Here is an 18422-nt window from a genome sequence, read left to right as displayed (position 1 = left end):
AAAAACAAGATTTATAAAAAAGCTTTTAGTTTATAAGACAAAAACCAAAAGAGTTAATTTATAAAATCTACTAAGCTAGTGAAACTTTATAATTTAAAAGATTTTAAGTCCTTTTTTCAAAAAAGGAAATGAAAGTATAACCAATTAAACTTAAAAGTGTATTAAACAAAGGATTAAATAGTATAAATATTTGTGTAAGTATTTATATAAGTATAATGGGGGCTATATTTTAGAGCACTCGTAATTTTTATTTTTTATATTAACAAATTGACTTTTAAGTGTTTTAAAATCTGGAATATAAACATAACCGCTAAGCGTATCTATAACGATACAAAGAGCATGCTTTTTTGATAACAAACGTATAATGCAATCTGAATTATTCTTTGCTAAAGTTTTTTCATAGGCATAATTGGCATTTTTTAACGGAGAATACACTCTGCCCATTTCATCAAATACTAATCTAGTAAATCCTGAACAAGATCCTTTGAATTCAACCTTTTCTATTCCGAATCTTTTTGTAAGATTAAATCTTTGTGTAGTTTTTTCATCATCTTTACTAATAACTCCACTTTGACCTGAATTCATTAATTTGTTATGATTGATTACATCAACAGCAATTTCTCTATCTATATTGATTTCAGTTTTACCTAAATTAGCATTTCCATCGCCATTTTTATCCAAGAAAATAGTATATGTTTGATCATAACCTGTGGCAGCTGATTTTATAAAATAAATCTGCCATTTACTTTTAAACCACTCTCTTTTTGCAATAGTCAACTCATCAACTCTTATACCTTCTTGCATCATGGCTAAACTTTGGGTATATTGGATATCATTAAGAATTTGTATCGCACCTTCTAGTAGATTGTCTTTTTTTAAGTAAAGACTGCCTAAATTAAAAACTATACCTAAAATGAGAATTATAAACACAAATTCCAACAAACTGAAAGCTTTAATCATAGTTTAAAATCTGATATACTTTTTCATATTTTCCAAGTTTTACTTTAACAATTTTTTTGTCCATATCATGCTTATCGGCTTGTTTTAAAGCTTTTAAATAAAACTTATTGCTATTTTTTATTCCATAAAATCGCAATCTTTTTTGCAAACTTGGGGCTGTTGCAAGCTCTAAAACATCTTGTTTTTTTAATTCTAGTGCCAATTCTTTAGCAAAATGATAATTATTGGCAAAATGACGATTTGGATTGTTTATAAAATAATACAATAATTGATTAGCGACGATTAAAAAGTAACAAAATATCAAAAAAATTATAGAACATTCTATAAAGATTTTATACCTTAATCGAAAAACTGGTAATCTCACCCTATAACTTTGCATTAAAGTTTTTATAAGCAAAGGAGTGCAAATAACACAAAAAGGCAAAAAATCATCTAAAAAAAGTTTTTGTCTTAAAGAAAGCAACAAACAAAATACAAATGTTACGCTCATTAAAAACCATAATAAATTTTTATATTTTTGAAAAGTCAAACGATAAATAGTATAAAAAAAATACACAAAAACCAAAGGAGAAAAACATGCAGCAAAAATTCCTAAGGTATCTAAAAAATAACCTCTTGGACGACCACCTGTATCAAAACCATAAAAACTGATACTCGCTCCAAACAAAACAAGAGATAAGGTAAATAAAATAGCATTTCTTTTATAAATCCCAAAAAAGAAAAAAGTTAAAAATAAAATATTAAAAGATTTATCAACAAATAATACTATAATCAATAATATATAAAAAAGCCATTTTTTTTCATATTCGCAAGCACATAATATAGCAAGGGTTAAAAAAATCACCAAAGATGCGGCATTAACCAGTAAAGCACTTGCAACAGTACCCGGCAATAAAACAAATAACAATAAAGAAAAAAAAGCATCAATTTTAGTTTTAGTATATTTTAAAGCTAGCAAATACAAAAGCAAACAACTTAAAAAATGAAAAAATAAAAAAGGAAGCCTTAAACCAAAATCATTTTGCCCAAAAATAAAAGTTCCAAAATGAGATATATAATAAAGCAAACTATGAGAAAAAATAAGTGATTTACCCTGCTCACCAAAATAAATATCAGCTTCATCAGCACTAATACTCAGTGTTGAAGTTCCATAAAGCAAAGCCAACAAATCAAGACTAAGTAAAATGATGATAAGTTTATAATTTTTGATTTTTTCCATAATGAAAATTTTACAAAATTAAACTTAAAATATCAATGCAAATCATACAAATATCAAATATCTTAAAAATTAACATCAAATTGATTTTAGTTTTTATAAGTATAATTTTAAATAAAAGAAGGCAAAAATGCAAACTATTGATCAAATTTTTCAAACACAAATCGATATTAAAAAATCTACTTTCTTATCTTTTCTTTGCCCTTTTAAAGATTTTAAATTTTTAATAGAAACACTAAAAAAAGAACATCCAAAAGCCGTTCATTTTGTCTATGCTTATCGTGTTTTAAATGATTTCAATCAAATTGTAGAAGATAAAAGTGATGATGGAGAGCCTAAAGGAACTTCTGGAATGCCAACTTTAAATGTTCTAAGGGGCTATGATCTTATCAATGCGGCTTTAATCACTGTAAGATATTTTGGCGGTATAAAACTTGGTACAGGGGGACTTGTAAGAGCTTATAGCGATGCAGCAAATGCTGTGATAAATAATTCTTCTTTACTTTCATTCGAATTGAAAAAAAATACAACCATTGCTATTGATTTAAAAAATTTAAATCGTTTTGAACATTTTTTAAAAACTTATTCTTTTAATTTCACAAAAGATTTTAAGGATTGCAAAGCTATATTACATATCAAATTAAATGAAAAAGAGGAGCAAGAATTTGAAATTTTTTGTAAAAATTTTGCACCTTTTGAAATAGAGAAATTATAAATTCTTGCAAGTAAATATAAAAGCTCCAAAATGGAGCTTTTGATTAAATTGCGTTCAATAAATCATTTAACAAAGTATTATTCTTACTTTGTTCATTTGCACCTTGTTGTGTAAGATCATTATGAACGCTAGCACTTTGAGCTCTCATAGACAGCTCGCCTTCATTTTGTCTAAAACGATAAGCGTAAACATTTGACATTTGAGCATAATTACTTAAATTTGAATTTGAGTTTTGCGCATTGCTTTGAAAACTACTGCTAGAATTTAAAGCATCTCCGCTTGACTTCTCATCCGCCTTATTTAACATATCCATAAAATCAGAATCTCCAGATGAAGAATAATCTTCAATCTGTTTATCCACCTGTTTATACTGACCACTAATAGCATCGTATTCATACGAGCTAATCGTTCTATAATTTACCTGCATAGTTTTCTCCTTTCAAAATATGCAAAAACTATACAAGCAAAAAGCGTTCCTTTTTATGTAAAAATTAATGTTTTTTAATCATGGTGAGTAGGCAAATGCTCCACATCAAGCTCATTGTTGGCTATAAATTCCTCCTTGGCTTTTTTACAGTTTTCATCACGCATTTTGCGGTATTCATTGCGAATGGTGATTTCTTTATCGCTTAGAGGTCTATCTTCTAAAAAACTGATATGAAAATAAGTATCATCGCTCTTTGAATAAGTTTTATAAAAATCTATATAGTCAAAATAATCCTTGCCATTATCAAACTCTACGACCTCTTCTATATAAATCGTAGGTCCAAAACCCTTGTGATTTTGCGTATAGTGCCCAAAACCTGCGCTGTATTGAATTCTAAATTTAGCCATCATTTTCTCCTAAAAATTCTTGATAAGTTCCACGAAAATCCGTAAGCTTACCATTTTCTAAATGCCAAATTCTATTAGCAAAAGCAGAAACTAACTCCCTATCGTGGCTGATACAAAGCACTACACCTTTGAAATTATACAAAGCTTCACCTAGTGCAATAATACTTTCAAGATCTAAATGGTTATCAGGCTCATCTAAAAGCAAGAAATTTGGACGCTCTAGCATTAAACGAGAAAGCATTAAACGGTGTTTTTCACCCCCACTTAAACTTGCTGCCATCTTTTCTTGATCACTGCCACTAAAAAGCATTCTACCTAAACACTTACGGATTTCATCTAGATCTTTAAATTTTTCACTCATCAACCATTCATAAAGTTTCAAATTTTCACAAATTAAATTACTTGTATCTTGAGGAAAATATCCAAGCTCTATAGTTGCCCCAAGATGTATAGATCCACTATCTGGACTTATAGCATGGGCGATGATTTTTGCCAAAGTACTTTTGCCCACACCATTTGCCCCAATCAAAGCGATTTTATCATTTTTTTCTATTTTTAGCTCCAAATTTGAAAACAATTGTTTATCATAAGCCTTGCCTATACCTTTAATTTCTAAAACTTCATTACCTATTTCACGATTAGTTCTAAATACTATACTAGGATCTCTACGGCTTGAAATTTTAATCTCTTCAAGCTCTAGTTTTTCAAGCGCCTTAGCACGGCTTGTGGCTTGTTTTGCTTTAGAAGCATTTGCACTAAAACGGCGAATGAAATTTTCTAATTCTTCTCTTTCTTTTAAGGTTTTATCGCGTTTAAGCTCAGCTTGTTTTGCCAAAAGCGTTGAAGCCATATACCAATCATCATAATTTCCCGCAAAATCACGAATTTGTTTAAAATCCACATCCAAAATCCTTGTGCAAATTTTATTTAAAAAATGCCTATCATGAGAGATGACAACCAAAGTTCCTTCATGTCTTAAAAGTTCATTTTCAAGCCAAGAAATCGCCTCTAAATCAAGGTTATTTGTAGGCTCATCTAAAAAAAGCGCATCGGCACCTAAAAACAAAACTTGAGCTAACAAAACTTTAAATTTATCCGCACTTTGTAAGGTGCTCATTAAAGCATCGAAATCTTTAATCTTTAAAGAACTTAAAATTTTTTCACAACGTGTTTCACAATCATAATTTGGATCTTCTTCAGCCGTTATTATCTCAAGCTCACCTAAACGCTCATTGATCTCATCAGTAAATTCCTCGCTCATATAAAGCTTTTCTTTTTCTTTTAAGGCCTCATATAAACGCTTATTTGCACACATCACTGCATCTTTGATGGTGTAGTTTTCAAAAGCAAATTGATCCTGTCCTAAAACTGCGATTTTCAAGCCTTCATCAAATACTATTTCACCACTACTTGACTCAATTTCTCCTGAAAGAATTTTCAAAAAAGTCGATTTTCCCGCACCATTAGCACCGATAAGTCCGTATCTTTGTCCTCGAACAAGTTTTAAATTAACATTTTCAAATAAAAGCTGATTTGCAAAACGCATAGTAAGATTTTTTACTTCAACCATGATTTTCCTTAAATTTTTTACTTATAAAAATTTTTAAGAAATTGTATCAAAAAAAGACTTGAAATTAATTGAGTATAAAATATTAGTAAGTCATGAAATTAATTCTATTGACTTACTTTAATAAAAATATTATTGGAAATCTCCATTGATATAAGTTATATCTGTAATTTTCACTTGATTTATGTTAGAAACCTTATAAACAACACTCCAAAGACCTTTTCTCTGTTCCCCTTTTAATGCAGCATTAATCGTAGCCATACAAGAATCAAAATTAAGATCAAAATTTGAAATGGAATTAATTTCGATCATATCAGTGTAATTTACCATTCCATCATGCTTGGCTATTTCCTTGAGGCCTTTTGCATAATCTTCATAATCAATCCCTTGGGCTTTAAGTCCGGATAATTCATAAAGATTTTTAAAAATTTCACTAGGAATTTTTTCTTTAAGATTTGAAACAACTGCCGTATTATCACATTTGTCTAATGAGTTGGCCTGAAGCAAGGCAAACCCCATTAAGAAAAATAAAATTACTTTTTTAAACATATCTAAACTCCTCTAATTTTTAGGTTTTGCTACTAAAATACCATTTTTATATTCTTCTTCTCTTACAATCTCCCCTTTTTTATATTCTCTAAAGACTCCATTTTTAAGTCCATTTTTATAATTTTCTTCGTCTTCTAAGGCGCCATTTTCATCATAACGCTTTTGTACTCCATCAAATTTACCTTTATTATCAAAATTATAATCACACATTAAAGTTCCATTTTCATAATATTCCTTGTAATTACCTTCAAATTCTGGCATACCATCTTCATTATAGCCAAGTAGTTTTCCCTTTGCTCTCATATTTCCATTCTCATAATAGCTTGCAAAATCACCATATCCGCGATTATCTTTAAAATGCACCTCCTCAAGTAATTGCCCATTTCTAGAATATTCCCTGCTAATTCCATCTTTTTTTCCATTTTTATAATTTTCTTCAGCTCTTAGCTGACCATTGTCATAAAAAGCTCTTTTTAACCCATGTATTCTTGAATCTTTATTATAGGGAATTTCTTCTTTTAAATTTCCATTTGGATATTTGTTTTGCTGAACTCTAGCCACATCGCTAGGTTGTCCAGGAAAATCACTTCCACAACCACTTAACAACATCGCAATTAAACTACAAATGCTTAAAAATTTTGTCATTTTTTCTCCTATTTCTCATTTTTTTCTTTAATAATAATAGTTTGCTTAAAACTTCCCGTAAAAGACCATATTAAACAAACAAGCCAAACAATAATAGTCCAACCAAAAAACAAATTTAGCAAAGAAATTATCAGCCAATTAGAATGCTTTCTGCTCAAACCAATAATAGCGGGCAACATGTATAATACAAACAATAATATTGTTACAAAAATAGACCCGCCACTTGCACCTTCCATGTAATTCTCCTTAAATAAAAATTTTATAAAAACTATTATTCCATACTATAACTTAATTAATATTGAAATATTAAATATATTTTATATAAAAGATTGAATATTTCAAGTGTTTTTAATAAAGAAATTTTAATGTAAAATTTTTTAAAGGCTAAATTTTTAAGGTAAAAAATGACAAAAAAGAGCAAGCGTGATATGGCATATGAACTAGACATTGATGTTAGCACTTTATATAATTGGAGAAAATATAAACCCAATTTATATCGTATTGTTATGCTTGGCTTTAAATTTGATGAACTTTTAGATAATAGCAAAAAAACTCATGAAGAATTACTCCATATAGAACAAACCATACAAGATGAAATTGCTAAATTTAAATAAAATCCGCTTTTAAGCTTTTTTCTATACAATTATCACTTTTATTAAAATCAAGGATTTGATAATGTTTTTATTAGATTTTTTAATATCATTGAGTTTTATTTTTGAAATTTCAGCACTTGTATTATCCTTTTACTTTAAAAATTCAAAAATTTTCTTTTTAACTTTAGTGCTATTAGGAGCCAAGTTGCCTTATTTTTATACAAGTTTTTTTCAAGCTAATTTATTTGTAGCTTTATTTTTACCTATGATTTTTACTCTATTTTGCGTTGGAAAACATCATGTTTTAATTTTAAATAAAAAAAATATCGCTTCAATTACAACCCTTATTTTTATAGGCATTTTAAGTATCATTTTACCTAGAAATACTACTTTTAATAGTGCTGGTTTAGAATTTCATTTTATTGCATTAGATTTTTTTAAACCTGTGAGTGAATTAGGATTTTTATTTTTTTTAGTCGGCTTAATACTCATTTTTATCAAAACCTTTAAAACTAAAGAATATTATCTTCTTATCGCATTTTTTACTGCGTATTTTCAATTTTTATTCCAAGAAGGAGCAGGAATAAGATATTTTGAATTTGCAAGTTTGGTTTTTTGTTTTTATCTTTTAAATCACGCTTATAGGTTAGCTTTTTTTGACACCTTAACAAAGCTACCCAATGAAAAAAGCCTTACACGCTTTACAAAAGGAAAAAACAACTATATCATTGCCTTGCTTCATTTTAATGAACTAAAAGATACCAAAGAAAGCTATACCAAACTCATTTTAAAACAAATTGCAAAAATTTTAAAACGCTTTAGAGCAAAAATTTTTATCGTAGAAAATGATTTTATTTTAATTTTTAATGATAAAAATCAAGCTTTAAATCATCTTGCTTTTTTAGAATCCACCTTGAAAAACACGGAATTTAATTTAGAAAATGAAAATTTTAAACCGGATTTTAAATTGATTTGGCAAGAAAGTGAAGAAAATTTGGATAAAAATTTACAAAGTCTAAGAGCAAGACTCTTAGACTAAAAAATTATTTTTCGTTCGCTTCAACTTCGATATTTAAATTAATATCATCACTTAAAGTAATAGTTGAAGTACTTGTTGCAAATTTAAAATCAGAGCGTTTGATTTTTCCATTTAAAGAAAATCCTATTTTTTCTTTTCCATCTTTGCCTTTAGCTACACCGCCGATTTCAGCATCTAAAACGATATCTTTAGAAACTCCAGCTATAGTTAAAGTTCCTGTCATTTTGCCTTTTTCATTATCGATTTTTTCATATTTTTTCATTGTAAAAGTCATATCAGGATATTTTTTTGCTTTGAAAAAATCATCTTGTTGTAAGTGATTATCTCTTGTTTGATTTTCTGTATTTACAGATGCGATTTTTATAGTTACATCAAGCTTTTTAAATTCAGCACTCGCAGGATCAAAATCAATCACCGCAGAATAATCTTTGAAATTTCCTTTTACATTGCTAATTTGTAAATGTTTGATTTTAAAACCTACATCTGTATGTGCTTTATCTAAAGTATATTCTTTAGCAAACAAACCTGTGCTTAACAAAGACACCGCAACCAATGAACTCAATAAAACTTTTTTCATTTTTTTCCTTTTTTATAGTAATTTTCAATATAAAAATTTTATTAGATAAAACATAACAAATCATTAATAAAAATCAAAAAATTTTACTATTTAAAAATTTTACAAATTCTTCAAATTTAGGCAAATCAAGCTTTATTGTTTCTCTTTGCTGTTTTCCCCACATACACTCTGGAAAAAACGCATCTTCTTTAAATCTTGCCATAACATGAAAATGCACCCTTGGCACATAATTTGCAAAAGAGGCGATATTGATTTTTTCAGGTTTGTAAAATTCTATCATAGCCTTTTCACAAAATAAAATTTTTTCAAAAAGTTCCTTTTGCAACTCTAAAGGACAATCGCTAAATTCTTTATAAATTTCTTTAGTAAAAATTTTAAGCCAAGGCACTTGAGCCTCCTCTTTCTCTATATAAATCAAATCATTTTCATAAATCATTACATTCCTTTGAAATTGTATTTATGATTATTTTACAAAATTTATCAAATTTTTAAGTCAAAATGCGTTAAAATTCCTAAAAATTTAAAAAACAAAAAGGAGGATAAATGCAAATTAGTTCAAGTTATAACTCTTATGATTACTACTCTAGCAAACCTTCTTTTGATAAAACAAATCAATCTGATTCCACTCAAAAAGATGAAAAAAATCTTAGTGAAAATAAAGATGATAAAGAAAAAAATGGCGAACAAACCCAAATGGTTAATGGCGTAGAGCTAAGCCAAAAAGAAGTAGCTCAAGTTCGCGAACTCCAAAGTATCGATAGAAATGTAAAGGCTCATGAAGCTGCGCATCAAGCAGCGGGCGGCGGCTTAGCAGGTGCTGCAAGTTTTACTTATACAAGAGGCCCTGATAATCAAATGTATGCTACAGCGGGTGAAGTTCCTATCAGCATGCAAAAAGGAAACACACCAGAAGAAACTATAGCCAATGCAAGACAAATCGCAGCAGCAGCTATGGCTCCTGCTGATCCTAGCCCACAAGACTATAAAGTTGCAGCAAATGCTGCAAAAATGGAATTTGAAGCAAGAGCTGAAGCAATGAAGCTTAAAGCCGAAGAAGCCAAAGAAAAAGAAGAAGAAAATAAAGAAAAAGATGACAAAAATTCAGAAAATAGCTTAGAAAAAACAGATAAAGATTCAAAAAACAACGATAAAAATTCAAATTTTGATAAAGACTTTAAAAATTTTGTTGCTAGAACTTATCAACAAAACTCACAAAATAACGACATTAAATTCAATATCGCATCTTAAAATTCTTAATTTAAATAAAAAATTTACTCCAATCTTCCTTATAAATAAAGCTTTGTTTTAAAATTAAACAGATATATCTAAAAAATTTATCTTTTTTATTATCTGCTTTATCCACATTTGTAGTATTACTTTGTTTCTCTTCTTTTTTGGCTTCTAATTTTTTTGTATATTCTTGCTGTTCCATAAGCTTTAAAGTATCATATATTTGATGAACTTCCTTGGGTATACATTTATGGAAAACGATGGCTTGAATTTGCATGTAAAATATTTAACATTTTTTATCCTTTTATAATTTAAATTTTTGCATTTTCAAGCTTTTATATCTATACTTTTTGGTGTAGAATTTAAAGAAAGGATTTTATTAAATTCTCCTGCATCATCATCACTAAATTTCATACCAAAAAGAATTTCTAATTCTTTACTAGTGCTAAATTTACCTTCTAACAGTTTTTTTACAAGTTCGTTTCTTGTGCTATCATCTTTGTAAGTTTCTTTGTTTTTACTTTCTGCTTGTATAGGTTTAAAAGCTTCTTCTTTGTTTTCTTCTGAATTTTTTTGCGATGAATTAATATTTCTAAAATCGACTAAATATTTTTGTTGAAGCTCAAGATATTTTGTTTTAAATTCGTCTATATTTTTACTTGTATGAAAAACTTTAATATAAGCTTCATCATAACTCACCCCATCAACTTCCATCCAATGGGGTGATTTTGTATTTTCATCTATCCATTTAAATAAGCTTTTAACCTCAGATTCTGAAAATTCATTTTTCCTAAGTTTATCTTCTATTGATCCTTCAACCAATTCTACTTTATCGCTTAGTTTCACATAATCCTTGTACATATTTATAAAACTATTACCAAGTTTTTCTCTTGCTTCTTTTGTAAGCTCAGGATTTCCATTTTCAATACTTTCATCTTTAATTTTAGTAAGTGTCTGCAGAGGATTATTTCCAAAATATCTATTAAAAGAACTTAAAGTAATCATCTTGCATACCACCCTCCAAGAGCAGACTACATTTGCCTTTTTGTATAATTGTAGTTTGAATAAGAATTTATACCATTAATCATTTTTGCCTTCCTTGATATTATATACTATATCGGAAGAAAATTAAAAATTTATAATCTTGAGAGTTTTCAAAAACTCTCAAGTTATTATCAAGCTAAGCTTTTTCCACTTTTATGATATTTTAAAATACCTTCAGCACAGCGATAAGCCAAAGCTCCCACAGTATCAGTTGGATTATATCCACTATTATGTTGGAAATTTCCTGCTCCTACAACAAAAAGATTATCCGCATCCCAGTGTTGTAAATAAGTATTAACCACACTAGTTTCTCTATCTGCGCCCATGGTTGTTCCACCTGTGTTATGAGTAGATTGATAAGGCACAACGCTATAATCCTTAAGATAAGCACCTTTTTTGATTGATTTTACTCCTTGCATTCTTTTTGCTACCTCAGCTGTTTTATCTGTGATAAATTTATGCAAAGCTCTATCTTGATCAGTGAAATTATAAGTTAAGCGTAAAAGTGGCATACCAAAAGCATCTTTATAAGTTGGATCAAGACTTAAATAATTATTCTTATGAGGCAAAGAAGCACCTTGCCCTCCTACGGTAATAGCTCTTGTGAAATTATAGTTTAATGCTTTTTTAAATTCGGCACCCCAAGTTGGAGCTCCTGCTGGAAGTGGGGCTGATTGTATAGGGCGAGTTCCAAGCTGAACGCTATAAATCATAGCTCCATGAAGGAATTTTTCCTTAGAATGATCAAAATTATCTCCGTTAAAATCATCACTCGTAGTTCCTAAAGCACCTGAACCCATAAAGGTGTTAAATTGCTCATCAAAGAAAGCTGTTGTGCCCATATTCATTTGGTAACAATAATTTCTACCTAAAGTTCCTTTACCTGTTTTTGGATCGTATTGCTCACCTATGTTGCTTACCATTAAAAGCTTAGCATTGTTAAACATATAACTTGTAAGTACAACTATATCAGCAGGCTGGATATACTCTTTCATCGTTCTAGTATCGACAAATTTTACCCCCGTTACTTTTCCGTCTTTTTTAAGAATTTGCGTTACATTACTATAAGTGCGTATGGTGTATTTACCTGTGCTCATAGCCTTTGGAATTACTGTGTTTAAAGGACTTGCTTTTGCACCATACTCACAACCAAAACGCTCACAATACGCACAGTATTGACAAGGAGCTAAATCTTGACCATCAGGGTTTGTATAGCCACCTTTAGAATTTGAAGCTGGCAAACGATAAGTGTGTAAATTTGAACTTTTTGCTGCACTTTCAAATCGTTTAAGCATTTTAGTATTTTCAAGAGGTTCTTGTGGATAAGGACTGGATCTAAAAGCTCCCATTTTTTCCGCTAAAGGATTTGGTTCACCTGATACCCCACAGGTTTTTTCAAATCTATCATAATAAGGCTCCATATCCTTATAAGTCACGCCCCAATCTTGCAAGGTATAATCATTACCTAATTTATTACCATATCTTTGTTTGCTTAGGGTTTGAATTTCAAAGTCATAAGGCATAAACCTAAAAGTCCAACCATTCCAATGCACCCCTGCACCGCCAACATTATTACCCAATAAAAACGAACCCATTTTACGATAAGGTAAGGCTAAACCACTAAGATCATGGCGAAAAGTCACAGTGTCTTTTGAGCAATCTTGCATCAAACCATAATTAATCCCATATCTCCACTCATCATGGATATAATTAAAATTTTCAGTACTTTGCATATGTCCGCGTTCTAAACTAAGTACATTCAAACCTGCTTTAGTAAGCTCTGCAGCCACTATACCTCCAGTCCATCCTGCTCCAACTGTTACTATATCTACTTTTTTTAATACTTCAGCCATTTTAACTCTCCATATCTGCTAAACCCATAGGTTCAATGTTAAAAAATTCATCACTTGCAATTTTATCCACATAGCTCATTTGTGCGCCTGGATATTGCATCATTCTCCAACCATTTTTATTATCATTTCCGCCATAAATTGGATCAGCTAAAACTCCAGCTACTGTCATATCTCTTAAAAGTGTGAAAAAATAAGAAGATTTAAAACCTGTAGTTTGAATTTTTCCTTTTTCAAAATCGCTTAAAATTTTATCCTGATCTCCACCTTTAAGCAAAGAAAAAGATTTTTTATAACGCTTTTGAGCATTTTCTTCAAGAGCATGCACGCCTTCTAAAAAAATATCTTTGCGTTGCATAGGAGTTTGATAGCCTTGTTCGGCTTTGCCCTCCATGAAAGGCCCTTGCATATATTCTCTATCATTATAACCATAAGCACTAGCTAGCTGATTATCGATAAAATAAGGCACGCCTAAACCTATAGCTCCTTCTCCTTGCTCATCTTTAGGATAAATTCTTTCACAGGCTGCACTTAAGGTATCAAATTCAGTTTGAGTTTGAAAAAACATTCTACCTCTAATTTTATTTGATTTTCCTTGTGAAGCTTGATGCGAATGCGTAAGTTCTGCTGCCTTTAAAACAGCACCGCCACCTATAGTGCTAGCTGCTACTACAGAACCACCTAGAAGCCCTAGTTTAAAAAAGCTTCTGCGATCAATAATATTGTCTTGCATTACTTCTCCTTGATAATAATTTAAACAAGACTATATTAGTCCTATTAATATAAATTTAACTTTAAAAAGCGATAAATCTTGTGTTATTCTTAATTTTATTTAAGTATATCTTTGAAAGTAATGAAAATAGAACTTTTAATAAAGCTCTATATCTTTAGAATTAAGTTCTTTATAAGCTGCACAAGCTTCTTGATGTTTTTGATCACAAGCCATACCAAAATATCTTTTTGCCTTTGTTAGATCTTGTTTTTCTAGTTGATTATAGCGTCCTAGCAAATAACAAGCCTCACCAAAACCTAAAGTGCAAGATTTAGAATAAAAAGCAAGAGCAGATTTTACACTTGCTTTAACAAGCTCTCCTTTATCATATAAAGATCCTAACTGATAACAAGCTCTTGCATTTTTTAAATCACAAGATCTTTTATAAAAACTTGAGGCCATTTGTCCATCTTTTTCTTTTTCATAAAATAAAGCTATATTATTACAACTTAATGATTCTCCTAAAGTGCAAGCTTTATTAAAAGCCAAAAGAGCTTCATTTTCATAACCTTGATTTTGCAAAAGCAAAGCCATATTAGAACACGCATTTGCTAAACCCAATTTACAAGCTTTATCATAAAATTTATAAGCTTGATTTAAATCCTTACTCACACCCCTAGCACTTTCATGCATAAAAGCTAAAGAAAAACAAGCTTTAGAAATATCTTTTTCACAAAGACTTTTAAAAATTTCATAAGCTTTATCAAATTTATTTGCCTCGTAAAGTTTTAAACCCTCTTCTAGTTCACTTAATGCAAATAATGAATTAAAAAATAAAAATAAAGTTAAAAATATTCTCATTAATCTTCCTTTATACTTTCTCTAACATTTAAAATCTGTGCTCTTCTTTTTTGAAGCTCTGCTTTTTTAAGATCTAAAAATTTATTTTTTTCTTGGATTAAATTTTGACTTTGTTCTAAAAAATTTTTTGCAATTTTTGTCAAAATAGGCTTATTAATAAGCAAAGTTTCAAACTCATAAACATTTAATTCATTTAAAACTCTTTCATAAATTTCACTTTTTTTAGGATAAAAAAGTACAAATTCAGAACTATCAAGCTCATAAAGAACACGACTTTCATTGATTTTACGACTAAAAAATGCAAGGCTTAGTTTCGTAGCATTTTCATAATTTGTAAAAGCCTTAAGATTTAATTTTTCAAAAAATAAATCAAGCTCTAAAATACTTTTAAATAAAAGCTCCTTAAAATCTTTCAAAAAGTACTCATCACTTGCATTGCAAAAAGCTCTTAATTCACTAAAATTTTTATCACTTTGGAAAATGTGATCTTTTTGTATGTTTGAAAATTCTGCTTTAAAAAGCAAAATTTCTCTTTCAAGTATGTTTATAAAATCTTTTAATTTCATCTTGATTTCTTCAAAAGATTTATAAAGTTCATTTTTGATTTTTTTAAACTCTTTACTCATCACATCACTATTATAAAACATCGCCAAAAAAGCATCGTCGCTTGAAATATAAGGCGCTTTATAATCATATCTTGTGTATAAATCTTTCTTTAAAAATCCTTTGCTTTCTTTGTAAAAATAAGCATCTTTTTCCTTAACACTTGCAAAAATTTCACTAGAAATTCTTTCGCTAATGCTTTTAAGCTGTTCTAAAATCTGATGATTTAAAATTTCAATCTCTTTTAAAAAATTTTCATACGCTAAAAGTAAATGCTTTTCATAACTTTGAAATTGATTTAATAAACGATCAAAAATACCTACAAAAAGTTGGTTTTCATCTTCTAAAATTTCGCATAAATTTAAAATTTTTCTTTTAACAAATTTTTCTTTTAAAACTGTTGTATCTAGCTGAGTTAAAAAATCAAGCAAAGATTGAAAATTAGATTTTTCATAGCTTTGCTCATCTTTAGCTTCTTTGCAAGAAATAGCAATAAGCTCATTAAAATATTTTAAAAACACACTTTTTGCATAATTTAAAACATTATCTAGCTCTTCTGCGCTTAATTTATCTTTTTGATTTAATACACAAATGCTATTTTCTCCTAAAAGTTCTAAATTTGCTTTTATGGCATCTTCTTCACTTTTTTTACCTGCATTATCAATTAAACTTAACCAAATCGCCCCATGAATATTTTTAAGTTCATCAAGAGTTGTTAAAGTATCATTTTCATTTGCATTTAAACCTGGAGTATCTACAAGAGTGATTTTTTCAAGTAAAGGAATGGGTGCAAAAATATGCAAACTTTTTGCTTGTTTTACTTCATTTCTTTGATCCGTATAAAAGGCTAATTTTTCTATATTTGTGATAATATCACTTCCATCTTCAAATTCTACTCTTAAAAAATATTCTTTTGCATAGCGTAAAAAAGTAGGTTTAAAAGTAACAGGAACAACACCCGTAGGCAAACAATCACGCCCTAAGATCAAATTTAGCAAACTTGATTTACCACTTGAAAACTGCCCTATAATAGCGATATTAACATTCTTATCCAAAGAAAACACAAGCTCTTTTAATTCATTTTCTAAAGCATAACTTGCGTGCATAAAAGGCTCGTTAAGTTCCTTGCAAAGCTCTTGAATACGCCCTTTAAAACTATCATCAAAACTCACGCTATAGGTATTTTCATAGGCTTTTATAAAATCATTTAAAAGATTAATCTGCATTTAAAAGCCCCATTTCAAGTTGTTTTAATTTTTCAATTTTTTCTAAATTTTCTTCAAAAGAATTTAAAATATTAGCATCTTGATTTTTCAGACTCTGTAAAACTTTTTCAAGACTTTCTAATTTTGATTTTTGATTTTTTTCATAATGTTTTAATTTATCATTTAAAAACTCAAAAAATGCTCCATTGATATTTAAAGAGTTTAAAATTTCGCTCATTTTAAATTCTTTAAAAGTATCAAAAATAACCGTATCTAAATTCGTTTCAAGCTCATATAAATCTGATTTTAGATTGCTTAATTTTTCAATTTTCAATCTTAAAAGTGCAAATTTTTCGCTTTGAAAAATACTATCTATATTTTTTGAAATTCCATCTTTAAAACCTTCAAAACCATTATCAAAATCATCTTTTAAAAAATCATATTTTAAAGATAAATTTGTTTTAAGCTCCTCGATTTTTTTAATATTTTCAAATTTAATTTCTCTTAAAATATCATTAATCCCATCTTTTGTGGTAATATCAACTATATTTAAAATACGAGAAAGATTAAGCTTTTGTGCATTATTTTTCAAATATTTAAACTCATCTATCAAGCGTTCTTTTAATTTTTTAGCCAAAAGTAAAACAAGATTATCTATGCCACTATCTATATTTTTAAGTTTTGCAATGGAATTTGAAATTTCATCTTGTGCTTCTTTTAATAAGGTGTTTTGCTTTTGAAGTTCAAGTAAAAGCTTTTGATTTTCTTCACTTACACCTTGTTTATTCTCCTTAATAAGACGATTTTGCATTTCATATTCGCTTAGAATATTTTTAAGCTCTAAATGCAATTCTTTTTTGTAAGCTCTTAAGGCAATCTTACTTTTTTCTCCTGCATAAAGCTCGTTAAAAAGATAGTTTTCAAATTCTTGCATACCACTTTTTTGCAAGCTTTCCTTGGACGCTAAACCTTTATAAAAATCACTTGCCATTTTAGCGCTCACACATAAAAAATCAATCTTTTCCACTAAATTTTCATCTAAATCCACAAGTCTTGATTTTAAGCTTTCCTTGGTATAAACAATGACTTCTTCTAAATCCTTTTTGCTTAACAAATCCGCTTTAGTTAAAACAATTAAAAACTTACTCAGCCTTGAATTTAAAAGACAATGCACCAAAAAGTCTGCATCTTTTTGAGTCAAGCTTTGAGAAGCATTCATTAAATGAATTAAAAAATCACTTTCTCTAAGATACTCATTTGTAACAATTTCTCTTTGAACTACAACATCATCAAGCCCTGGAGTATCAACTATAGAAATATTATTTTTTAAAAATTCTAAATGACTTTTAATTTCTATTTTTTTAATTAAAGCTGAAATTTTATTTTTAGCAGAACTGAAATTTTTAAGCTCACAAAGTGCGATATTTTGTATCAAAGGTTTATCTTTAATAAAATCTTCTATATTTACACTCTTATCCAGCTTATCAATAAATTCTTTTAAATCTGCATTAAAGTGCAAACTTTCAAGTATATTTTGCCATTCTTTTTTATCCCAAAAATATATCTTTGCTTCTTCACTCTTACCATAGCTTAATACTGTTAAATTAGCTGTTTCAGGTATGTTTGAAACCCCTAAAAAATCTTCTTTTAAAAGAGCATTTAAAAGACTTGATTTTCCTGCATTCATCACGCCAGTGATGGCTATATTAAACTCTAAATTTTGAAATTTTTCCAAAGTTTTTTGAAGTCTTGATTTTAAATTTTCATCAAAACTTAGCTTTTGAAGCTCTAAATTAATGGTGTTTAATTCTTTAAAATCATTTTGAAATAAAGCTTTTTGATCTATACTTTGAACTTTTTCTTGTAAAATAAAATCAAATATTTCGGTATTTTTCGAAATTTTTTCTAAAATTTTTAGAGCCTTAAGTAAATCTTGCTTTGAAATAAAACCTGATTTAAAAAGATTTAAAATACAAATTTGAGCATTTTGCATACTAAAAATATCCACTCTTAAATCAATTTTTTTGCAAAGCTCTTGAAATTCTTTTAAGAGAAAATATCTTTCATAATTGTCTTTATTGACACTTAAAATAATCGCACACTCGGCTGTATCAAGTTTGCTTTTATCTTGAAATTTAGCATCAAAATTTAAAAATTGGAGTTCATTTTGCCAAATTTTTTGGAATAATTCTTTCACAATCTTCCCCTTAAAAAGGGGAAAG

At 28.7% G+C, this 18422-nt stretch carries 20 protein-coding genes and 1 pseudogene; 4 read left to right on the top strand and 17 right to left on the bottom strand.

Annotated elements, in window-relative coordinates; genetic code table 11:
* Window positions 1-222: 222 nt before the first annotated feature.
* Together FBE96_RS02105 and FBE96_RS02100 are read right to left on the bottom strand one after the other, a co-directional pair.
* The gene (locus tag FBE96_RS02105; RefSeq protein WP_002868719.1) at window positions 223-960 is read right to left on the bottom strand and encodes a hypothetical protein; all 738 of its coding nucleotides are present in this window, start codon (window positions 958-960) and stop codon (window positions 223-225) included.
* Window positions 953-2179 (bottom strand): hypothetical protein, encoded by a 1227-nt coding sequence (locus tag FBE96_RS02100; RefSeq protein ID WP_002872086.1) that lies wholly within the window; start codon window positions 2177-2179, stop codon window positions 953-955. Before FBE96_RS02100 ends, FBE96_RS02105 begins: the two co-directional genes overlap by 8 nt.
* A 127-nt stretch (window positions 2180-2306) precedes the next feature.
* Here FBE96_RS02100 and FBE96_RS02095 point away from each other — a divergent pair, with 127 nt between their 5' ends.
* Window positions 2307-2891, top strand: a complete 585-nt coding sequence (locus tag FBE96_RS02095; protein WP_002858665.1) for a YigZ family protein — start codon at window positions 2307-2309, stop codon at window positions 2889-2891.
* A 43-nt stretch (window positions 2892-2934) separates the two neighbouring features.
* Here FBE96_RS02095 and FBE96_RS02090 read toward each other — a convergent pair whose 3' ends face one another.
* The 6 genes from FBE96_RS02090 to FBE96_RS02065 form a co-directional block, all read right to left on the bottom strand.
* Window positions 2935-3318 (bottom strand): hypothetical protein, encoded by a 384-nt coding sequence (locus tag FBE96_RS02090; protein WP_002858752.1) that lies wholly within the window; start codon window positions 3316-3318, stop codon window positions 2935-2937.
* 74 nt (window positions 3319-3392) lie between these two features.
* Window positions 3393-3728: a hypothetical protein gene (locus FBE96_RS02085; protein WP_002859498.1), complete on the bottom strand. Its 336-nt coding sequence runs from the start codon at window positions 3726-3728 to the stop codon at window positions 3393-3395.
* On the bottom strand, window positions 3718-5295 hold the full coding sequence (locus FBE96_RS02080) for an ABC-F family ATP-binding cassette domain-containing protein (protein ID WP_002858735.1): 1578 nt from the start codon (window positions 5293-5295) through the stop codon (window positions 3718-3720). Before FBE96_RS02080 ends, FBE96_RS02085 begins: the two co-directional genes overlap by 11 nt.
* 129 nt (window positions 5296-5424) lie before the next feature.
* Complete coding sequence (locus FBE96_RS02075; RefSeq protein WP_002824822.1) at window positions 5425-5841, bottom strand: hypothetical protein; 417 nt, start codon at window positions 5839-5841, stop codon at window positions 5425-5427.
* A 12-nt stretch (window positions 5842-5853) separates the two neighbouring features.
* Entirely contained in the window at window positions 5854-6486 is a 633-nt protein-coding gene (locus FBE96_RS02070) for a toxin-antitoxin system YwqK family antitoxin (RefSeq protein ID WP_002818736.1), read from the bottom strand.
* An 8-nt stretch (window positions 6487-6494) separates the two neighbouring features.
* Window positions 6495-6722 carry a superinfection immunity protein gene (locus FBE96_RS02065; RefSeq protein WP_002855619.1) on the bottom strand — a complete coding sequence of 76 codons (228 nt, stop codon included), beginning with the start codon at window positions 6720-6722 and terminating at the stop codon, window positions 6495-6497.
* Between the two features lie 168 nt (window positions 6723-6890).
* On the opposite strand from FBE96_RS02065, the gene FBE96_RS02060 reads away from it, so the two are divergent.
* Both FBE96_RS02060 and FBE96_RS02055 read left to right on the top strand, forming a co-directional pair.
* Complete coding sequence (locus FBE96_RS02060; protein WP_002858725.1) at window positions 6891-7100, top strand: transcriptional regulator; 210 nt, start codon at window positions 6891-6893, stop codon at window positions 7098-7100.
* Between the two features lie 88 nt (window positions 7101-7188).
* Window positions 7189-8118 (top strand): hypothetical protein, encoded by a 930-nt coding sequence (locus FBE96_RS02055; RefSeq protein WP_223209688.1) that lies wholly within the window; start codon window positions 7189-7191, stop codon window positions 8116-8118.
* Window positions 8119-8122: 4 nt separating this feature from the next.
* On the opposite strand, the gene FBE96_RS02050 is transcribed toward FBE96_RS02055, so the two are convergent.
* Both FBE96_RS02050 and FBE96_RS02045 read right to left on the bottom strand, forming a co-directional pair.
* A complete protein-coding gene (locus FBE96_RS02050) occupies window positions 8123-8695 on the bottom strand; it encodes a YceI family protein (RefSeq protein WP_002855621.1) in 573 nt (190 codons plus the stop codon).
* A gap of 73 nt (window positions 8696-8768) precedes the next feature.
* Window positions 8769-9131 (bottom strand): HIT family protein, encoded by a 363-nt coding sequence (locus tag FBE96_RS02045; RefSeq protein WP_002858673.1) that lies wholly within the window; start codon window positions 9129-9131, stop codon window positions 8769-8771.
* Window positions 9132-9238: 107 nt separating this feature from the next.
* Here FBE96_RS02045 and FBE96_RS02040 point away from each other — a divergent pair, with 107 nt between their 5' ends.
* On the top strand, window positions 9239-9943 hold the full coding sequence (locus FBE96_RS02040; protein WP_002859493.1) for a putative metalloprotease CJM1_0395 family protein: 705 nt from the start codon (window positions 9239-9241) through the stop codon (window positions 9941-9943).
* Between the two features lie 82 nt (window positions 9944-10025).
* On the opposite strand, the pseudogene FBE96_RS02035 reads toward FBE96_RS02040, so the two are convergent.
* The 7 genes and pseudogenes from FBE96_RS02035 to FBE96_RS02005 form a co-directional block, all read right to left on the bottom strand.
* Window positions 10026-10218: pseudogene (locus tag FBE96_RS02035) on the bottom strand (hypothetical protein); the annotation flags it as partial.
* A 34-nt stretch (window positions 10219-10252) separates the two neighbouring features.
* Window positions 10253-10930: a hypothetical protein gene (locus FBE96_RS02030; RefSeq protein ID WP_052836726.1), complete on the bottom strand. Its 678-nt coding sequence runs from the start codon at window positions 10928-10930 to the stop codon at window positions 10253-10255.
* Window positions 10931-11100: 170 nt separating this feature from the next.
* Window positions 11101-12822, bottom strand: a complete 1722-nt coding sequence (locus FBE96_RS02025) for a GMC family oxidoreductase (protein WP_032585977.1) — start codon at window positions 12820-12822, stop codon at window positions 11101-11103.
* A 1-nt stretch (window position 12823) separates the two neighbouring features.
* Entirely contained in the window at window positions 12824-13552 is a 729-nt protein-coding gene (locus tag FBE96_RS02020) for a gluconate 2-dehydrogenase subunit 3 family protein (protein WP_002857555.1), read from the bottom strand.
* Window positions 13553-13687: 135 nt separating this feature from the next.
* Entirely contained in the window at window positions 13688-14392 is a 705-nt protein-coding gene (locus tag FBE96_RS02015; protein WP_002858736.1) for a tetratricopeptide repeat protein, read from the bottom strand.
* Window positions 14392-16221: a dynamin family protein gene (locus FBE96_RS02010; protein ID WP_002858743.1), complete on the bottom strand. Its 1830-nt coding sequence runs from the start codon at window positions 16219-16221 to the stop codon at window positions 14392-14394. The genes FBE96_RS02015 and FBE96_RS02010 overlap by 1 nt, the downstream gene beginning before the upstream one ends.
* The gene (locus tag FBE96_RS02005; protein ID WP_002899280.1) at window positions 16211-18397 is read right to left on the bottom strand and encodes a dynamin family protein; all 2187 of its coding nucleotides are present in this window, start codon (window positions 18395-18397) and stop codon (window positions 16211-16213) included. The genes FBE96_RS02010 and FBE96_RS02005 overlap by 11 nt, the downstream gene beginning before the upstream one ends.
* Window positions 18398-18422: the final 25 nt, after the last annotated feature.

The sequence above is a fragment of the Campylobacter sp. CFSAN093241 genome (assembly GCF_012889595.1).
Taxonomy (GTDB): Bacteria; Campylobacterota; Campylobacteria; order Campylobacterales; family Campylobacteraceae; genus Campylobacter_D; species Campylobacter_D jejuni.
Note: the sequence above shows the minus strand (reverse complement) of the source record. Positions and strands in the feature narration are given on the sequence as shown.